The 18,106-nt window shown below is 62.6% G+C and carries 16 protein-coding genes; 12 read left to right on the forward strand and 4 right to left on the reverse strand.

Features of this window, described 5'->3' with window-relative positions; translation table 11 throughout:
* Nucleotides 1–65 precede the first annotated feature (65 nt).
* The 10 genes from ABH939_RS28565 to ABH939_RS28610 all read left to right on the forward strand — a co-directional run bounded on the left by ABH939_RS28565 (nt 66) and on the right by ABH939_RS28610 (nt 8,743).
* Nucleotides 66–887, forward strand: coding sequence for an enoyl-CoA hydratase/isomerase family protein (locus tag ABH939_RS28565; RefSeq protein WP_243580655.1), 822 nt, complete (start codon nt 66–68; stop codon nt 885–887).
* 37 nt (nt 888–924) lie between these two features.
* Entirely contained in the window at nt 925–2,439 is a 1,515-nt protein-coding gene (locus ABH939_RS28570) for an aldehyde dehydrogenase (RefSeq protein WP_243580646.1), read from the forward strand.
* Between the two features lie 28 nt (nt 2,440–2,467).
* Complete coding sequence (locus ABH939_RS28575; protein WP_073513218.1) at nt 2,468–3,670, forward strand: thiolase family protein; 1,203 nt, start codon at nt 2,468–2,470, stop codon at nt 3,668–3,670.
* 57 nt (nt 3,671–3,727) lie between these two features.
* Entirely contained in the window at nt 3,728–4,627 is a 900-nt protein-coding gene (locus tag ABH939_RS28580) for an alpha/beta fold hydrolase (protein WP_151097031.1), read from the forward strand.
* Between the two features lie 14 nt (nt 4,628–4,641).
* The gene (locus ABH939_RS28585; RefSeq protein WP_042447273.1) at nt 4,642–5,226 is read left to right on the forward strand and encodes a flavin reductase family protein; all 585 of its coding nucleotides are present in this window, start codon (nt 4,642–4,644) and stop codon (nt 5,224–5,226) included.
* An 11-nt stretch (nt 5,227–5,237) separates the two neighbouring features.
* Nucleotides 5,238–6,413 (forward strand): acyl-CoA dehydrogenase family protein, encoded by a 1,176-nt coding sequence (locus ABH939_RS28590; protein ID WP_151097029.1) that lies wholly within the window; start codon nt 5,238–5,240, stop codon nt 6,411–6,413.
* A 25-nt stretch (nt 6,414–6,438) separates the two neighbouring features.
* Nucleotides 6,439–7,350 carry an LLM class F420-dependent oxidoreductase gene (locus ABH939_RS28595; RefSeq protein WP_042447271.1) on the forward strand — a complete coding sequence of 304 codons (912 nt, stop codon included), beginning with the start codon at nt 6,439–6,441 and terminating at the stop codon, nt 7,348–7,350.
* A complete protein-coding gene (locus tag ABH939_RS28600; RefSeq protein ID WP_042447269.1) occupies nt 7,347–7,946 on the forward strand; it encodes a PaaI family thioesterase in 600 nt (199 codons plus the stop codon). The genes ABH939_RS28595 and ABH939_RS28600 overlap by 4 nt, the downstream gene beginning before the upstream one ends.
* 201 nt (nt 7,947–8,147) lie before the next feature.
* The gene (locus ABH939_RS28605) at nt 8,148–8,447 is read left to right on the forward strand and encodes an FAD-dependent oxidoreductase (protein WP_243580645.1); all 300 of its coding nucleotides are present in this window, start codon (nt 8,148–8,150) and stop codon (nt 8,445–8,447) included.
* Between the two features lie 107 nt (nt 8,448–8,554).
* Nucleotides 8,555–8,743, forward strand: coding sequence for an oxidoreductase C-terminal domain-containing protein (locus ABH939_RS28610; protein ID WP_243580644.1), 189 nt, complete (start codon nt 8,555–8,557; stop codon nt 8,741–8,743).
* A 51-nt stretch (nt 8,744–8,794) separates the two neighbouring features.
* Here ABH939_RS28610 and ABH939_RS28615 read toward each other — a convergent pair whose 3' ends face one another.
* From ABH939_RS28615 to ABH939_RS28625, 3 genes are all read right to left on the reverse strand, one after another.
* Nucleotides 8,795–10,468: an FAD-dependent oxidoreductase gene (locus tag ABH939_RS28615; RefSeq protein WP_151097027.1), complete on the reverse strand. Its 1,674-nt coding sequence runs from the start codon at nt 10,466–10,468 to the stop codon at nt 8,795–8,797.
* A gap of 1,807 nt (nt 10,469–12,275) precedes the next feature.
* Nucleotides 12,276–13,673 carry an amidohydrolase family protein gene (locus ABH939_RS28620; RefSeq protein ID WP_151097026.1) on the reverse strand — a complete coding sequence of 466 codons (1,398 nt, stop codon included), beginning with the start codon at nt 13,671–13,673 and terminating at the stop codon, nt 12,276–12,278.
* Nucleotides 13,670–14,854 carry a CoA transferase gene (locus ABH939_RS28625; protein WP_151097024.1) on the reverse strand — a complete coding sequence of 395 codons (1,185 nt, stop codon included), beginning with the start codon at nt 14,852–14,854 and terminating at the stop codon, nt 13,670–13,672. The genes ABH939_RS28620 and ABH939_RS28625 overlap by 4 nt, the downstream gene beginning before the upstream one ends.
* Before the next feature lie 109 nt (nt 14,855–14,963).
* Here ABH939_RS28625 and ABH939_RS28630 point away from each other — a divergent pair, with 109 nt between their 5' ends.
* The gene (locus ABH939_RS28630; protein WP_243580654.1) at nt 14,964–16,007 is read left to right on the forward strand and encodes an enoyl-CoA hydratase/isomerase family protein; all 1,044 of its coding nucleotides are present in this window, start codon (nt 14,964–14,966) and stop codon (nt 16,005–16,007) included.
* Between the two features lie 472 nt (nt 16,008–16,479).
* On the opposite strand, the gene ABH939_RS28635 is transcribed toward ABH939_RS28630, so the two are convergent.
* Nucleotides 16,480–17,478 (reverse strand): IS30 family transposase, encoded by a 999-nt coding sequence (locus tag ABH939_RS28635; RefSeq protein WP_334556106.1) that lies wholly within the window; start codon nt 17,476–17,478, stop codon nt 16,480–16,482.
* Here ABH939_RS28635 and ABH939_RS28640 point away from each other — a divergent pair.
* A complete protein-coding gene (locus ABH939_RS28640) occupies nt 17,413–17,862 on the forward strand; it encodes a hypothetical protein (protein ID WP_151097020.1) in 450 nt (149 codons plus the stop codon). The two genes, ABH939_RS28635 and ABH939_RS28640, sit on opposite strands and share 66 nt — an antisense overlap.
* Nucleotides 17,863–18,106 lie beyond the last annotated feature (244 nt).

Below are 18,106 nucleotides of genomic sequence, written 5' to 3' on the forward strand. Positions count from 1 at the left end.
AGATTTCCAAACCCGCTCTGCAACAGCGGTACACACATCCACAGGACGAGAAGAAGGTGGTTGCCGTGGCTTCCGAGAATGGCTCCGCAGTCGGCAACGGCGCCGCGGACGACACCGCGTTCACGACGATCGAGTTCGAGGTGTCGGACCACATCGCAACCATCACCCTCGACCGACCGGATCGGATGAACTGCTTCAACGAGGCCATGGCGGGGGAGATGGTGCGCGTCTGGGCTCAGGTTCGCGACGACGACGACATTCACGTCGCCGTGTTGCGTGCCAACGGCGAGCGCGCCTTCTGTACCGGTGTCGATCTGAGCGAGGGCGCGTGGTGGTCTCATCTCAACCGGTGGAATCAAACGGATCCCGGCGTCTCGCTCGGACCGCGGTCGCACCGGGTGTGGAAGCCGGTGATCTGCGCGGTGCAGGGCATGGCCGCGGGCGGTGCGATGTACTTCATCAACGAGAGCGACATCGTGATCTGCTCGGAAGAGGCGACGTTCTTCGATCCGCACGCCAACGGTGGCATGGTCTCGGCTCTCGAACCAATCGGAATGCTCGCTCGCGGAGTCACTTTCGGTGAAGTGATGCGCTGGGCGCTGCTCGGCAGCGACGAGCGGATGACTGCGGACACGGCACTGCGCGTGGGCATCGTCACCGAGGTGACCCCGACAGCCGAACTCCGATCGCGTGCACACCAACTGGCCACCGAGATCGCTGCACGCCGCCCGGAAGCAATTCAAGGCACCGTGCGCGCCATCTGGGAGTCCATCGATATGACGCCATCGATGGCGATCCGAAACGGGTTGTCGTACACCCAGATCGGGAACCCGGGCGAGGGACGAACCGACTCCCGCAAGAACAAGCGCTCACCGCGAATGCGATGACGACCGACAGTGAATGTGCCAATCGAGGAGGTTCTTCGTGACCAGCAGTAGCGGAACGGACACCGCAGTCCACACCGAAGCCGAGCTCGCTCGATTCTCGCTGTTGATCGGCGGAGCCGACGTGGAATCGGAATCCGGACGCACCTACGACAGCACGGATCCGTATTCGGCGTCGGCGTGGGCGCGGGTGTCGGACGGAACCGCAGCCGACATCGATCGTGCCGTGGCGGCGGCCCGCGCCGCGCTGGACGGGCCGTGGGGAGCCATGACGGCCACCGCCCGCGGGAAGTTGCTGTGGAAACTCGGTGACGTCATCGCTCGCGAGGCCGAAAATCTGGCCGAGCTCGAAGTCCGTGACGGCGGAAAACTCCTGCGCGAGATGGCCGGTCAGATGAAGAGCCTGCCGGACTACTACTACTATTACGCCGGCATGGCGGACAAGCTCGAAGGCGCCGTCGTCCCCACCGACAAGCCCAACTACCTCGTCTACACCAAACACGAACCGGTGGGCGTCGTCGGCGCGATCACGCCGTGGAATTCCCCGCTGCTGTTGCTGAGCTGGAAACTGGCTGCCGGTCTGGCCGCGGGATGCACCTTCGTCGTCAAGCCCAGCGACTACACGCCCGCGTCGACGGTCGCGTTCGCGAAGCTGTTCGCCGAAGCAGGTTTTCCGCCCGGTGTCATCAACGTCGTCACCGGTTGGGGACCGGAGACCGGAGCGGCACTCGCCGCCCATCCTGGCGTGAACAAGATCGCATTCACCGGCTCCACCGGTACCGGCATCAAGGTCGGTCAAGCGGCACTGGCCAACATGACTCGATTCACGCTCGAACTCGGCGGCAAGTCCGCCCAGGTCGTGTTCCCGGACGCCGACCTCGACGCGGCGGCCAACGGAGTGATCTCCGGGATCTTCGCAGCCACCGGGCAGACCTGCCTGGCGGGTTCGAGGCTGTTGGTGCACGAGAGCATTGCTGAGGAGTTGGTCGCGAAGATCGTGGCGCGCGCGAAGACGATCGTGCTCGGTGATCCCAAGGACCCGAGGACCGAGATGGGCCCGGTGTCCAACGAGCCGCAGTATCGGAAGGTGCTCTCGCACTTCGAATCCGCGAAGGAACAGGGTGCCACGATTGCCTACGGCGGCCGGGCGTCGGAAGAACTCGGCGGTTACTTCGTCGAACCGACCGTGTTGACGGACGTCACCTCGGACATGCGGGCGGTGGTGGAAGAGATCTTCGGTCCCGTCCTGGTGGTCTCGACGTTCAGCGACGAGAACGAGGCGATCGATGCCGCCAACGGCACCGAGTTCGGTCTCGCCGGCTCGGTGTGGACAAAGGACGTTCATTGCGCTCACCGAGTTGCCGGACGGTTGCGGGCCGGGACGATCTGGGTCAACGCCTACCGTGCGGTGTCTCCGAGCGTTCCGTTCGGCGGCGTCGGTGCAAGCGGCATCGGCAGGGAGAACGGCATCGATGCCGTCAAGGACTTCACCGAAACCAAAGCGATCTGGGTGGAACTGACCGGCGCAACGCGCGATCCGTTCACGCTCGGCTGATTACAGACAAACTCGAAGGGTACTCGTCATGACAGAGAAGATCGACGCCGTCATCGTCGCCGGAGCGCGCACCGCAATCGGCACAGCGTTCAAGGGCACACTGCGCGACACGAGCGCGATGGAACTCGCCGAAGTGGTCGTCGACGCCGTGCAGAAGCGGTCCGGCCTGGACATCTCACAGGTGGACGACATCATTCTGGCCGAGTCCAACTACGGCGGCGGCGACATCGCGCGGCACGCGGCCGTAGTTCTCGGCATGCTGCAGGTTCCGGGCCAGGCCATCAACCGGCACTGCGCGGGCGGACTCACCGCCATCGGCAACGCCGCGGGACAGATCATCTCGGGAGCCGAGCGCGCGATCATCGCAGGCGGAACACAATCCACCTCGACCGGTCCGATCCAGCGCTGGCGTACACCAGGCAGCACCGTCGACGAGTTCACCGAGAAGTGGATGCCCCCGACTCACCCCGACACGGCCGAGGCGCCCAACATGGACATGTCGATCACGGTGGGCTGGAACACCGCCAAGGAGGTGGACCTCACGCGAGAAGAGATGGACGCGTGGGCTTTCCGCTCTCACCAGCGTGCCGTCGCGGCAGTCGATGCAGGAATGTTCGACGCTGAGATCGTCCCGGTGCAAGCGCTTCAGGCGGACGGGACCCGCAAGGAGTTCGCGGTCGACGAGCATCCGCGGCGCGACTCGAGTCTCCAGAAGCTTGCGAGTCTGAAGGTTCTGCACCCCGAGATCGAGGGCTTCTCGATAACCGCAGGCAACGCCAGTGGCATGAACGACGCGGCCGCAGCGGTCATGGTCGTGGGAAGCGATCTCGCAGCGGAGCAGGGACTGCCCGTTCTCGCGACGGTCAAGGCATGGGCTGCGACAGCGATCGACCCCGCACTGATGGGGCTCGCCGTGCTCGACGTGATTCCCAAGGTGCTCGATCGCGCAGGCATCACGGTGGCCGACGTCGCGCTGTGGGAGATCAACGAGGCGTTCGCATCGGTACCCGTCGCAGCGTGCAAGAAACTCGGAATCGACGAGTCCATCGTCAACGTCTTTGGTAGCGGATGCAGTCTCGGCCATCCGGTGGCCGCATCGGGCGCCCGGATGGTCATCAGTCTGATGAACGAATTGGGTCGTCGCGGTGGCGGATACGCGGTCGCTGCCATGTGTGCGGGCGGCGGCCAGGCCGGGGCAGTGGTGCTGGAAATTGCCGACACGCGTAAATGATCTCGCGCCGCAAGTGACGACTTCGACCGCAGGCCGTGCGGCGGGAAAGGCGAATCGATGACAGTGGATCCGGGAATCGTCGAGATCGCGGGATCCGGTCTCTTCCTGCGCGGAGATCGGTGGGCAGCGAGCGGTGACGCGCCGCCGCGGGGCATCGTGATCCTGCTGCACGGCGGCGGTCAGACGCGGCACTCGTGGCGCCGTACCGGTGAACGTCTCGGCCGCGCGGGCTGGATCGCGTATGCGATCGACCTGCGCGGGCACGGGGACAGCGATTGGGACTCACACGGCGACTACGGCATGTCCATCATGACCGAGGACGTACGGAACATGATTAACCATGTGCGCGAACGTGATCCGGGCCTCGGCGTCGCCGTGGTCGGAGCTTCGCTCGGCGGCAAGGTCGCGCTCATCGCGATGGGAGAGGACCCCGATCTCGCACAGGCACTCGTGCTGGTCGACATCGCGGTGCGAGTCGAGGTCAGCGGCGGTCGGCGAGTGCGAGACTTCATGCGGAGCGCTCCGAACGGGTTCGCCTCGCTCGAGGAAGCGTCCGAGGTGATCTCGGCGTACAACCCACATCGTCCCAGACCGAAGAATCTCGACGGGCTGAAGAAGAACCTGCGGCTGCGCGACGGCCGATGGCACTGGCACTGGGACCCGCGGGTCATGTTCCCCGCAGACGCGGAGACGCATCCCGACACCCCTATCAGCGCAGTCATCTACGAGCGGTCGAAGATCGCTGCCCGCAGCATAACCGCGCCAGTGCTTCTGGTGCGGGGCAAGGAGTCCGACGTCGTCTCCGACGAGGGCGTCGCCGAAATGCGTGAGCTGATCCCGCACGCCAAGGTCGTCGACGTGCGCGAGGCAGGCCACATGGTCGCCGGCGACGACAACGACGTCTTCACTGCAAATCTTCTCGACTATCTCGACAATTCGATCGAATATCACTCCTAGAAAAGAGAATTCGTATGTCCTACGATCCCGAGGTCGCCAACAGGGTGCTGGCCGGTCTTCGTCCGTTCCCCGTCGCTATCACCACCGTCGACGGTGGTGTCGCGAACGGCCTGATGTCGTTGTCTGCCGGTTCCGCGAGCATCATCCCCGAAGCCCCGCGTGCGACGATCAGCCTCACCAAGTACAACAAGACCCACGACATGGTCGTGAATTCCGGCCTCTTCGTCATGCACATGCTCAGCGCCGAGGCCGACCGACTCGACAAGTCGCTCGAGATCCTCATGACGCTCGGAGGTAGCTCGGGTCGCGACGGTGACAAGATAGGCAAGCTGCGGACCAAGACCGGGGAGACCGGTGCGCCGATCCTTCTCGACGCGCACAGCTACGTCGAGGCCAGGGTCGTCGGCACACTCGACGTTGAAGAGAGCTCGATCTTCGTCGGAGACGTGGTCGCGTCCGAAATTCTGAACGACGGGCAGCGCCTGCGCATCGGCGAGGCCTGGGGCAAACTGCCTGCCGACTGGATCGCACAATACGACGCCAACCACCACCCGCAGCTGGAGAACGCGCGCGCTCGCCGCTTCGGCGCGAAGGCATAGGTAGCGCGTCGATGACGACCATCGAACAGGCGTCGGTCACCGGTGCCTGGGAACTTCCCGAAGAATTCACGATGCTGCGCGAGACGGTGCGCCGCTTCATGGAGACCGAAGTGCGCCCGATCGAGGACACTTTGGCTCACGACGTCGCGGGACTGCCACGGGAGCAACTGCTTCCGCTGCAGGCGAAAGCTCGCGCCCTCGGCCTGTGGGCTCTGCAGACGCCGGAGGAGTTCGGCGGGGCAGGACTGAGTGTGCTCGGGCAGGTCGTCGTCGCCGAGGAAGCCGCGAAATGCCGCATGGGAGCGTTTTTTCCGGCGCTCGGTGCGTTCGGCGGCAACCCGCCGAACATCATGTTCAAGGCATCGGCGGAACAATTCTCGAAGTTCGCGCAGCCGATCGTCGACGGAACGATGACCAAGGCATACACCTCGATCAGCGAAGCGTCCGGCGGTTCGGACCCCGCGCGAGCCATCAAGCTCAAGGCGGTCCGCGACGGCGACAACTACGTGTTGAACGGCAGCAAGATGTGGACGTCGCACGCCGAGAACGCCGACTGGGGAGTCGTGTACGCCCGCACCGGTGAAGGCAGGGGTGGAATCTCGTGCTTCATCGTCGAGAAGGGAACAGCGGGGCTCACATTCAACCGCATCGGCGTCGTGGCCTCGTTCTCACCGTATGAACTCCACTTCAACGACGTACGAATCCCGGCGGCCAACCTCGTGGGCGACGAGGGCCGTGGGTTCTCGCTCGCCAGCGACTTCCTCGTGCACAGTCGGATCATCTACCCGGCCGGCCCGATCGGAATCGCCCAGCAAGCACTGGACATGGCGTGCCGTTGGGCCAAGGATCGCGACGTGTTCGGCGGAAAGCTGGCCGACAAGCAGGGAATTCAATGGATGCTCGTCGAATCCGAGGTGGAACTTCGCGCCGCGCGGTTGCTGATGTACCAGGCGGCATGGAACGCAGACCTCGGCAAGGACGTGAAGGTCGACGCCTCGATCGCCAAGATTTACGGCACCGAAAAGGCATACGACGTGATCGACCGCTGCATCCAGATCCACGGCGCTCTCGGGCTGTCGGACGAACTTCCACTCGAGCGATGGTTTCGCGATTTGCGGGTCAAGCGACTCGGCGAAGGCGCCACCGAGGTCCAGCGCGTCGTCATCGCCCGAGAGCTGTTGAAATGATGGAGTTTTCGAAATGACAGGTCCGATGAAGTTCAACCTGATCTTCCCGATGCGTGCGGTGAAGCATTACCGAACGTGGATCGGCGACAGCAGCCTCGGTGAGGTGGCGCGGCTCGTCGAGGACGCCGGGTTCGACGGGCTCGCAATGAGCGAACACCCGTATCCGGACCGCGACTGGCTGTCCAACGGAGGTCATCACGCCTTCGACCCCTTCGTCTCTCTCAGCATGGCCGCCGAGGCGACGTCGCGCATCCGGTTGATCACGTACATCATGGTTGCCGGATATCGCAGTCCCTACCTGGGCGCGAAGGCCGCGGCGAGTCTCGATCTGCTGTCCGGCGGACGGCTGACCCTCGGCATGGGGGCCGGCTATCTGAAGACCGAGTTCGACGCTTTGGGGGCCGATTTCTCCCGTCGTGGAAAGCTTCTCGACGAATCGATCGCCGCTATGCGCGCGACGTGGGTTGGTGTGGAACATGACGGTCCGGAATTCGGCGTCCACAATCACGTGTCGTTGCCGCTGCCCGTCACCGAAGGCGGACCGCCGATCTGGATCGGTGGAAACAGCAAGGCCGCTCGCAGACGCGTCACAGAGCTCGGTGACGGCTGGATGCCGATCGGGCAGTCCGCGGAGATGGCTGCCATCACCAAGACACCGCCGCTCGAGAACATCGAGGCGCTCGCACAGCAGATTGGCCAGCTGAACAAGAATTGTGCTGATATCGGCAAGCCCGCCGTCGACGTTTCGTTCGTTCCGTTCGAGAAGGACCTGCTCGCGAGCGGGAACTCGACGGAGTTCTGTGCTGCGGTGGCACCGAAGCTCGATGCGTACGCCGACGCCGGCGTGACCTGGATCAGCGTCGAACCGGCGAGCCGGAGCATCGACGATTTCCGTGAGGATGTGGAACTGTTGTCCGAGAAGATGATTCGCCGATGAACGAGACGGTGCCAGCTACCGGCTACGTTCCGCTGCCATCGCCGCCCGAGTACACGGAACTGGTCGACGCCTTTCGTGAGATGCACGCGGCGTTGGCCGCGTCGGCCCCGACCTTCGACCTCGCGACGTCGCTCACCGAGCAGTTCCGCGCTGCTGCCGAGCAGTTGACGGCGCAGCGGGCGGACGAGAAACAGCGCCTGGCGCGCAGGCCCGACCGGTCGGGCCGTGGCGGCCATCCGTCGTTGATTCCCTACCGCGTCGACTCCTCGGACGACACGACGCTCAGCGCGACGGTGACGTTCAGCGACGCGCACCTCGGAGGCAACGGTGCCGTGCATGGTGGCATCATTCCGTTGCTGTTCGACGACGTTCTGGGAATCTTCGTCAGTTCGGTCGCGCAACCGGGGTCACGGACCGCATTCCTGAAAGTGAACTACCGCAAGATCACGCCGATCGGGCGGCCTCTGACGGTGTCGGTCTCCATCGACGGCATCGAGGGGCGCAAGACCTGGATCACCGGACGCCTGCACGACGGAGACGAACTGTTCGCGGACGTCGAAGCGTTGTTCCTGCGGCTTCTGCCGGGGCAACCATGACGACGACAGAGAAGACGGACCGAGGAGAATCGTCATCGTGGGCGCAGGCCTGGGGGCCTTCGCACCGCAGAGCACTGTCGACCTGCGGGTTTCGACGGCAAACTGGTTCTGACCGGAGACGAGCAGTTCGTCGTCGACAATCGCACGACCTTCGTCTCGGAACCTCCGTGTCCGCTGGATATCAAGACGAGAACGATCGCAGTGCGGGTCGGTTCGTCGATCGGCTACGACCACCGCGTCATCGCGACCGGACTTCGGCCACGTCGCCTGCGGGGACTGGCGGATCTTGCAGGCGTGCACGTACTGCGGTCGAGGGATGACTGCGTCGGCATTCGAAGTGAACGGGCCGACGCTGCTTTGGTGCTCGTTGTCGGCGGTGGATTCATCGGATGCGAGGTGGCCGCGAGCCTGCATGACCTCGGACATGAGGTGACCCTCGTCGAACCACAGAACACGGTGCTGGAATTCGTGGTGGGTTCGGTGGTCGGGGCTCGGATGTAGCGGACTCGGCACCGAGTTGCTCGGGGAGAGGCTGCCGCGGGAACGGCTGGTGGCCCGTACTTCTGGAGCGATCAGTTTGACGTGAAGACTCGAACGCTCGGCACACGATGGTCACTCGATCGCGTGACTATGGCGGAGGTGGACGGGCAAGCTCTTTGTGTACTTACGACCGAGACGGCAGGTTGACGGCCGTGCTCTGCGCCGGAATGGGCGGCAAGGTCATGAAGGCGCGCGCGGCTGTGGCGTCGGGCGCCTCGTTGGATGAATCCCGAATGGCAATGGCAGCAGCCCGGTAGCGTCGAAAAAGAGGGCCGGACGATGTTGCCCGGTCCCTCTTTTCGTTCGTGTCAGTTGAGTTCTGCCAAAATTGATTCCGGAGTCACGAACTTGACACGCGGACGCTTGCGGGCCTTGCCCGCTGCCTTCTCGGCTTTGTCGATCGTGGCCCACCCGGCGAAGTCCACCACGTTCGGCTGGCGCTGCGAGACGAGCTCGGCGGTGGATTCCGGACCCTCGCTCGGCATGGGCAGCGCACCGGCGAGGTAGTCCTGCAGAAGCAGGTCGACGGTGTCGGTGGCACACTTCTTGTTGGTTCCGATGACCCCGGACGGACCGCGTTTGATCCATCCGGTGACGTACACGCCGGAAACGGTGTCCCTGCTCGACTGATCGACCACCCTGCCGCCGACGTTAGGAACGACGCCTCGCGCGGCATCGAACGGCAGATCGGGCACTGGGACGCCGTGGTATCCGACGGCACGCAGAACGAGGCCGGTGTCGATGGACTCGGTGAAGTCCGTCGCGACAGCCATGACTGCGCCGTCGCTTTCCTGCTCGAGGCGGTTGCGCGTCACCGTCACCGATTCGACGCGATCGGTGCCGACGATCTCGGTGGGGGATGCCAAGTAGCGCAACACGAGTCGCTTGCGGTGACCTTCTGGAGGTTGACTCGCCACGTCCTGGGCGAACGCGACCTTGGATCGGACGGATGCTTCGGTGTCGTCCGCGTCGAGGATGGACTGTGTGAGTTCGTCGGTTGCGACCTCGTCACCGTCGACGATCAAGTCGACGTCGGGGAGATGGCGAAGCGCGATCATCTCCGGGTTGGTGTATCCTGCCTGGGCGACGCCGCGGCGGCCTAGGACAATGACTTCGCGAACCTTGCTGTCCCGCAATGCTTCCAGTGCGTGGTCGGCGATGTCGGTTCGGTCGAGCTCGTCGGGGTCGGTGAGTAGGATTCGCGCGACGTCGAGGGCGACGTTGCCGTTGCCGATCACGACGATGCGCTCGCTCGACAGGTCGAATGACCGGTTCGCGTAGTCTGGATGGCCATTGTACCACGCGACGAACTCGGTGGCGGTGTGGCTACCGGGTAGGTCTTCGCCGTCGATGCCGAGCCTGCGGTCCGATGACGCGCCGACGGCGTAGATCACTGCGTGGTGGCGCGCGAGCAGTTCGTCGTGCGTGATGTGTTTGCCGATCTCGATTCCGAGGTTGAGCGAGAAGTTGGTTCGGCGTGCCAGTGTCTTGAAGACATCGGTGACGGCCTTGGTGCCCGGATGGTCTGGCGCGACACCGAATCTCACGAGTCCGTAGGGTGTAAGCAAGCGTTCGAACATGGTGACGCTCGCGCCCTTCGTGGCCACGATCTCAAGCGCAGCGTAGAAGGCTGCGGGTCCTGATCCGACTATGGCCACGCGCATTCCGGTGAAATCGGCCTTACGCCAAATTGGTTTGACCGGATCGAGCTGGCCGGAGACCAGCGGGTGTAGGTCGAAGTATTCGGAGTTGAGGTTCTTGTAGACCTCTTCCTCTTCCTCCAGGTCGTCCTCGGATTTGATGGCATCCACGGGGCACGCGTCCACGCACGCACCGCAGTCGATGCATGTTTGAGGGTCGATGTGCAACATCTCGGTCCGCATGAACGGAACTTCCTCCGGTGTCGGATGGATGCAGTCCACCGGGCACACATCGACACACGACGCGTCGTTGCAGCAGGGCTGCAAGATCACAAAGCTCATGGAGTCCTTGCCTTTCACACGCTATCTGACACTTATGTCTAATATCGGTCGAACTAGGGGTACTTGTCAACTGTGCGAGCTTGCGGTGGATCATGTTCGCGACTTCCAGGGTGCCCCGACGAGGAATATGCTCAGTGCCGCGGCTTCGTGGCCTCCCTGCATACTTCCGGCTCGTGCTGCGGGCGCGTGCGAGGGTAAAAGGGTAGGGTGCAACGCTGGCACAGGCTCATCGTCGTCGAACAACGTGTACAGACAACGTGGCTGCGCTGCACTAGTTCCGGGACGGTGCCGCGGGAATTTCCCAGCCTTCCAGACATCTTCAACACCACTGCATGTCCGTTCGCGCGAGCGACAAGGGGTGGGATGAAGCGTTCCACACTGCGTGCCGAAAGTGTCGACCGCTAACGGCGACGCCGGGCCGGACCCCAGTACTGCGCAGCTTCCCGCGACGTCGATTAGGCATTGCAGGTGAATCCGGGTGCGAGGTCCGACGGAACCGCGGCGGGCGGGCATTGTGGGTTCGTTGGTGGCGGCCACGCCCTTACTCAGTGGCTCCTGTGCGTCCGTGGCGGGCTGGGTGAATCCTACTGTCACCAAGTCTAACTGCGGGCCTTAATGACCCACTTTCCCATCGATACCCTGCTTACGGCGGCCCTGTCGTACGGGAAATGCGTTGTCGGAGTGAGGTTCCGAGGCGTGCGGTCTACCGATAACCGAGCGCCCGGCGGAGAGGCCACCAGGATGCGATCTGAATGGCGATCCTTTGTTCTGGATGGAGTGGATGTGGCTTGAAGGTTCGACCAGCGCGTCATTCCGGTCAAAGAGTGTCAGATGATCCGAACGTGCTGCCTTAACGGATCGACGCTGCCAGTGCTCACAGTGGGTCAACCCTGCTCTTGACATTTCGACTGGGTAGAACAAATATGGCCGTGTGAATGGACACGCCGTCAGAAACTGAAGGGGCCGCCCGCTGAGCAGCTCTTTGAACGGCGAGGGTCCTTCCTGGCTCAACAGGCAGGCAAGTCCGTCCGCCGTGACCTCAGGCCTTGTAGGAGGTGTAGTACGTGAACAAGTACCGTGACTAGTGGATCGAGCTGACGAAGCAGGTCAGCATCCTAACGGTTTGGCGGCATCCGAGGGATGCGGTTGAACTGGTCGTCCGGCTACTTTCTTCCCGAGCACTACGCCTACCGTGCGGCTCTACGGCGTCAGCGATGAGGGTGATGCCGTGACCTAACACTCGTCGATGGGTCGATGGGCGTCGGAGATGCTCCCTTCTCTCGCAATGGAGAAGGGCGACATTGTCTAGCTTTCGTCGGCTGTTTTCGTAGTGCGCCGAAGGATGAGTTTGCGCGCGCTAGGTCTGATGGCGTTCTTGATCGCCGTGTCTTCGGGCTCGATATCGGAGTCTGATGAGTCCGGCGGATCGAGTCGGCGCATTTGGCGCGGTCGGAAGCGAACGGTCTTCGTCACCGCATTGGTGCGCATGAGATCGAGACGAGTAGCTCGGAGGTACAAGTACTTCGCAAGTAGAGCGGAGCAGGATTTGGGTTCGACTATTGGTCGCTTCCTTGGCAGGTCGCGGCCCGCTGGCATGGGCGAGCTGTTGGAATGCCTCAGTTGACTGATCCCTTGGAACTATCGGTGAAGTCTTTCCCATGTGGTATTGCTGCCCTGGAAATTCTCGGATCCTGAGGCGCCGCACGTCCGTACTCGGAGCAGTCAGGACTCTTCTGGTAGACGTGGCGGTCCTCGAAGCGAAACTCTCCGTTGACCGAAAGTAGTGATCGATAAGGATTTCCCTCCGTCAGTGGACTTGCCGACCCCCAATGATGGTTGCGAGTGCCCTGCGGCTTCCGGAAACTAGGACGAGATCAGCCGGTGCGCCAACCTGTACCCGGCGTGCGGGGCCGCCCGGATCGTCCGATCCGCTTAGATAGGCATCAAGAGCACGTGCGGCGTTAACTGTTTCGTTCCCGCCGAGAACGATGCCATTAGGCGTCCTACGATGCTGCGCTGCCGCGATGACTGTCCACGGGTCCAACGGGCCGTAGGGCGCATCGCTCGAAAAAGCAATTGGTACCGAGGCATCTATCAAAGATCGGCAACGGTATAAATCCTGCTGATCGGCGTGGTCGACGTGTTCGAGGTAATCGTCACCACGGTCTGCGATGAATCCGGGTTGTGTGACTACCGTTAGCCCAAGCCGGCGGATTTCCTCAATGGACGCAGCCGGGATCAGTGCTCCGTGCTCGATTCGGTCGCCGGGAATCGAACCGACTTCGTTCAGCACGGCCAGCAAGATTAGTAGCGTTTCACGGCTGACGCTGTGCGCGGCGATCGCCCGACCGACACGGTGGCATTCAGTGATTGTTCGCGCCAGTTCGTCGAGGTCGGGCAAACCGGAATCTGCCAGAACAATTTTGTACGGTCCGATCGTTAGACGGGCGGAGGTGCTCTGGGTCGCCCAACCACTCACGCCTTCCAATGCGGAGGGGTTGCCCACCGGTGCTCCGAGAAGGTGTACCCGTTGTGGGAGATCACCTTTGGACATCGCATCGGCGATCGAGGTGATGCCATCGACGTCGAGGTCAGGGGTTGCGTCGGTGACGGACGTGATACCGAGTGCAGCAAGCTCGGATCCGACAGCTTTCAGTGACGGGGGAGTGTTTCCGGGAATCCGATCGCGGAGCCATGCGTCGGCTCGCCAGATACGCCCGGTCGGGCAACCAGTACTGTCCCTCTCGATGCCAGGGTGATTCGCCTGATCCAATCCGGTTACTTCGATGCCGGCGGTGTTCAGGATCCACAGAGCACCACTACGGTGTTGAATTCGGACCGGGCGAGCATAGTGAAGACGATCGAGGCGCTCTCGATCGAGTTCTCCGGAAACCGATTCGAAGTAACCGACACCGCGTACCCATCCATTGATCCCTGGTGAATCATTGAGTGCTGCAGCAAGTTCTGTTGAACTCCGGACAAACGGCGGACCGCAGTCGACAGACGCGCGCCGCGCAGCCAAGGCGTGAAGATGGATGTGGTGATCGCACAATCCTGGAATGATGTCATTGCCTTCGGCATCGAGGACATCATCATTGGAGCGCCTGAGGTTGTGTCCGATCTCGGCGATCAGTCCACTTTCGATTCGAATATCCAATCCTGCAACTGCTTCGATTGCGCAGTTGGCGATCACAAGGTCGCTCACGGGACGCTTATTCCCAGGCTACGAAGGACTGTTTCGGTGTCGGCGCCCGACGCCGGCGCGATGCCGATGCTCGCGCGCCTGCAAGGAAAGGCAATGGATTCGGCGTCGGGTTTTGGTGTTTTGACGTGCAGTGACGGGAGTGTAGATGATACGAGGGCCGCCATCGAGATGTCCCAGAGTTCCCCTGCTCCGTGAGGAGTTTCGGACATTGCGAGTGCTGCGGCAAGAAGGCCGGTGAGCGGATCGGCTATCGCATCGCCGACAAAGGCAGGGGACCCGGCGTCGTCGTGTGCGATTAGCCCACTCGACGCGGCGATGTCGTCACCGAAGCCGATACGTGGTGAGTCTCGTCCGGCCGCGGTGATCGAGATCCAGGTGGTCCCTGATGCGACCGCTGCATCTGCGTCGAGCCCGAATCCTGCCAGTGCACGTGGCCGTGATGCTTCGACAACAATGTCTGCTCGCTCGACCAACAGAGCTAGTGCAGACCTTCCAGTGGGGGTGTCAGGATCGAGCACGACCGACTCATGCCCCGAATGCAGCAGCGAATAGAATTCCCTGTTTCCCAGCCTCGCTCCGTCAGGTCTGGTGGGCGTTTCAATCTTGATCACGCGCGCTCCCGCATTTCCGAGGAGGTGTGCACACAGTGGGCCGGCCCAGAGCGCGCTGAAATCGACGACGAGCATGCCGTCGACACTGCGTCGTGTAGTCGGGGTGGGAACCGGCTTTGTGCTGCGTTGGACTGGTGCGGCGGCAAGCCCGAGCAACATTGCTCGCTCAGCTAGTTCGGCACCAGGGCGCTCCGACAGCCAGGCGGCGACAGCAGGCCAGAGATCATCTCCGATATCGTGCGAGATCAGCGCGGCCAGAAGGCTCGGATCACTCTCGCGAGCGCAAGATACGGCCGCCCAACCGTCTGACGTAGGAAGCAGCCGAGTTTTCCCGCCGACTGAGATATTGCCGTTTCGGGTCATCCCAGTAAACGCTGCTCGCTCGGAGAGGAAACGAGCTCCGCGGACCGGAGTGCCGATGAACGAACCCAGGCCATCGGCGATTGTGGCGGCGCTTCCGGGGGGAATCAGGGGCGGGCCGTCCGACGGTCCGGTTAGAGGGACAATACCGCTGCTCAGCCAGTCCCGGATTCGGACAGCCTCGTCGACGGTGTCCGGCCAGATGAACATCACACGATGCTACACTCCGAAAAGTACTACCGGACCGGCAATCCCGCACGTCATGGGAGCTATTCGGTGCCCATACGCGTGAAGGACGAGGATGGTCGGTCAGGTTCACTTGGTGTCTCCGTCGGACATTGTCGATGGGGTCCTCGATCGTCCGATTCTGGCTGAGGGTGGCGTTCTTGACGACGCGGTGGTTGTTGTCGATCTCGATCAGCCGATCTCCGCAGTCACGGCCGTGGCTGCGGCGGCCAAAGTTGTCGCGGGCGACCGCGTTGTCATTGGTCGGGCCGCCAGAGTTGCCGATGCGGCGTGTCGATCACTCGCTCGGGCACTCGATACCACCGTCGCGTCTCATCGTGGCTCAGGCATCCGGGAGTTCGTGAGCGTCGACGATCTCGATACCGAATTGGAAGTTCTCGTCGAGCGTTTCAGTGAGAATCCGTACGCGTCAGTTGTTGCGGCGCAGGTTCTGCGGTTGAGTGAAAATTTGCCCATTCGGGCTGCCTTGGACGTGGAATCCTTAGCATACTCGACACTTCTGGGCACTCCTGATTTTCGGCGGTGGCTCGATCGGCGAGGGCCAAGACCTCTGCCTCCCCCCGCCCCGCAGGAACCGGTGTTGATCGATCGCCGTGAAGCGCTGCTGCACATCACACTTAACCGTCCTGAGCGGCGAAATGCCTACGGTGCACAAGTTCGTGACGGGCTGGTGGCCGCACTCCAGCTTGCCTGGATGGATTCCAGTATCGAAAAGGTCCTGCTCGACGGTGCCGGTCCGTCGTTCTCTGCTGGAGGTGATCTGGACGAGTTCGGCACCACTCCGGATCTGGCTATCGCACACTTGATTCGGACGCGAGCGGGTGCGGCGAGATTGATGGCGCGACTCGCCGATCGAATCGAAGTCCATGTCCACGGAAGTTGCGTCGGTGCGGGGATTGAAGTCCCGGCGTTTGCGCGCACCATCAGAGCTCACCCATGCACTGTGTTTCGACTGCCGGAAATAGGGATGGGTTTGATTCCGGGAGCTGGTGGCACCGTGTCGATTCCTCGTCGGATCGGTCGGTGGCGGGCTTATCACCTTTTTGTTTCTGGCACTGCGATCAATGTTGGTCGGGCCCTGGAATGGGGACTGATCGACTTGATTGAGGAGCGCTGACAACGTCAGCGGTTGATAGGTGAGGTCAAATGCGGCCAAGACCCCACCCTCTCGTTTCAACGATGAAGTGTGTTGAAGGTTCGGCGAGTGTGGATCCTGCCAGCATGAAGGGCGAAGCTACACAACAGGATTACGCGATGCCTCTCTTCGACCACGAGCGCGCGTCACTGTCGTGCCCGTTTCAGTTCTGGCGAACGCGGCGGTGCAGGTCGCCACTTATAGAGGGTCGAAACCATCGAATCGGGTGATCTGTTCAGAGGTTAGCCGTTGAAACGCTATAACGCTCGCGGACGGATCGAGCGGTGACGAGTTCTTCGAATCCGACAACCAGGCGATTCTTGCTGCAACCGACGCCAACGGCGGAAGCAGTCAAGGGCTGCAGTGCAGCGTTGCGACGATCGTGGTCGATTGCTGCCCTTGGATTCCAGCAATCGTCGCAACACTCGCGGTTACGAGACTTCCAGTAAAGCACTCAGGCCTGCTCGGCAGGGGTGTCCCAGCCGAGCGATTTCCGGGGTCGGTCGTTAAGCTCCTCCGCGACGGCCAAAAGTTTGTCGACACTATGCGCTGCCAGGTCGGTGCCGCGCGGGAAGTAGTGGCGGAGAAGACCATTGGTGTTCTCATTGCTGCCGCGCTGCCAGGGAGCGCCCGCGTCTGCGAAGTAGACGTCGAAGTTGGTCGCAGTGGCGAATGCCCGGTGCTCGGCCATCTCGGCGCCTTGATCCCAGGTCAGAGTTCCTCGCAGCGAGGCGGGCAGATGACGGACGGTGGTGATGAGCGAGTCGCGGACGGCTTCGGCAGTCCGCTCACGTCCGAGGTGCCCGAGCATCACGAAGCGGGAGGAGCGTTCGACCAGTGTCGCGATCGCCGATCCACCCAGCGCGCCGATGATGAGATCGCCCTCCCAATGCCCTGGAACTTTTCGCGAGTCAACCTCTGCCGGCCGATTGCTGATGGAGTCATCGGGTCGACGAACCGCGGCCGGCGGGCGTCGGGCTGCTTGTGTGGTTTTCGAGCAATTCGACCGCGGCGCAGTTGCTTTCCGAGTTCTCGTGTGAGTTCGCCTCGGGCGTGGACGTAGATCGCCTGATAAATCGTCTCGGTGCTCACGCGCATTTCCGGAGTGGTCGGAAAGTCCTTGATCAGTCGGTGACTGATCTGCTGCGGCGACCACCTTTTCCCCAGTTTCCCCTGGACGTAGGAACGAAGTTCGGCATTGGCGAACAGCTTCGCCTGCCGGGGGCCTGGCCCGATGCTTCACCGACAGCCGATGCGCCGTATGAGGCATATATCCCCGCACTGAGATGGTGTTGCGCTTGAGTTCTCGGCTGATCGTCGACGGTGCGCGTCGCATCTCCGACGCGATCGCCCGGATCGACAACCCCGCGCGCCGTAGGTCAGATTGATGACCATCGATTACGGCATCGAACGTGACTTGCGGGCTATCCCGGCGGAGAAGGAACTGCTGCAACTGAAACTGCTGCGTGCAGTGGGCAAGGCAACGGACGGAGGCGTCCCGCAGCGCACGATCGCCGGGATGCTCGGTGTCGCTCAGCCCGAGGTGCCGCGGATCGTGAAGAAGTTGCGGTTGAATCCGGCAGCTCGGGACCGTAGTCCTCGGGAGGTGGTGCTCGAGCATGCCGGCGGGCGGATCAGCCGTGAGCAGATGATCAGTGAACTCGCCGGTTGGGAGTACACGTTCGGTCAGGTCGCCGCCGATGACCTGGTGGGCCAGTCGTATCAGCGGGGCTCGTGGGATCAGATCGAGCGTGCGGGCGATCTTCTCACCGACGAGGATCGCCGTGTGTTGTTCGGGGTCACGGCGGACCGGCGTGCGGAGGCGAATGCACTCTGACCGTGTCGAAGCTGTCGCAGCTGAAACTCGAAACATTCTGCAGACCAGGCCAATTGTTGGGCAAGGACGGGTTACGTGCATCGGGGGCGGGCCCGAGACGGACTCTCGCGCAGCATCACCCTTTCTTCGGCGAGGTCCTGGATTTCCTTAATCTGTCGAGATCCAGTCCGGGGTAGGTACTGCATATGAAGGGCCCGGGTTTCGGGCCTTCCCGGCGATGCGGGTCTTTGCCGACAGTGAGGAT

Source organism: Rhodococcus sp. 27YEA6, assembly GCF_044908235.1.
Classification (GTDB): Bacteria; Actinomycetota; Actinomycetes; order Mycobacteriales; family Mycobacteriaceae; genus Rhodococcus_F; species Rhodococcus_F qingshengii.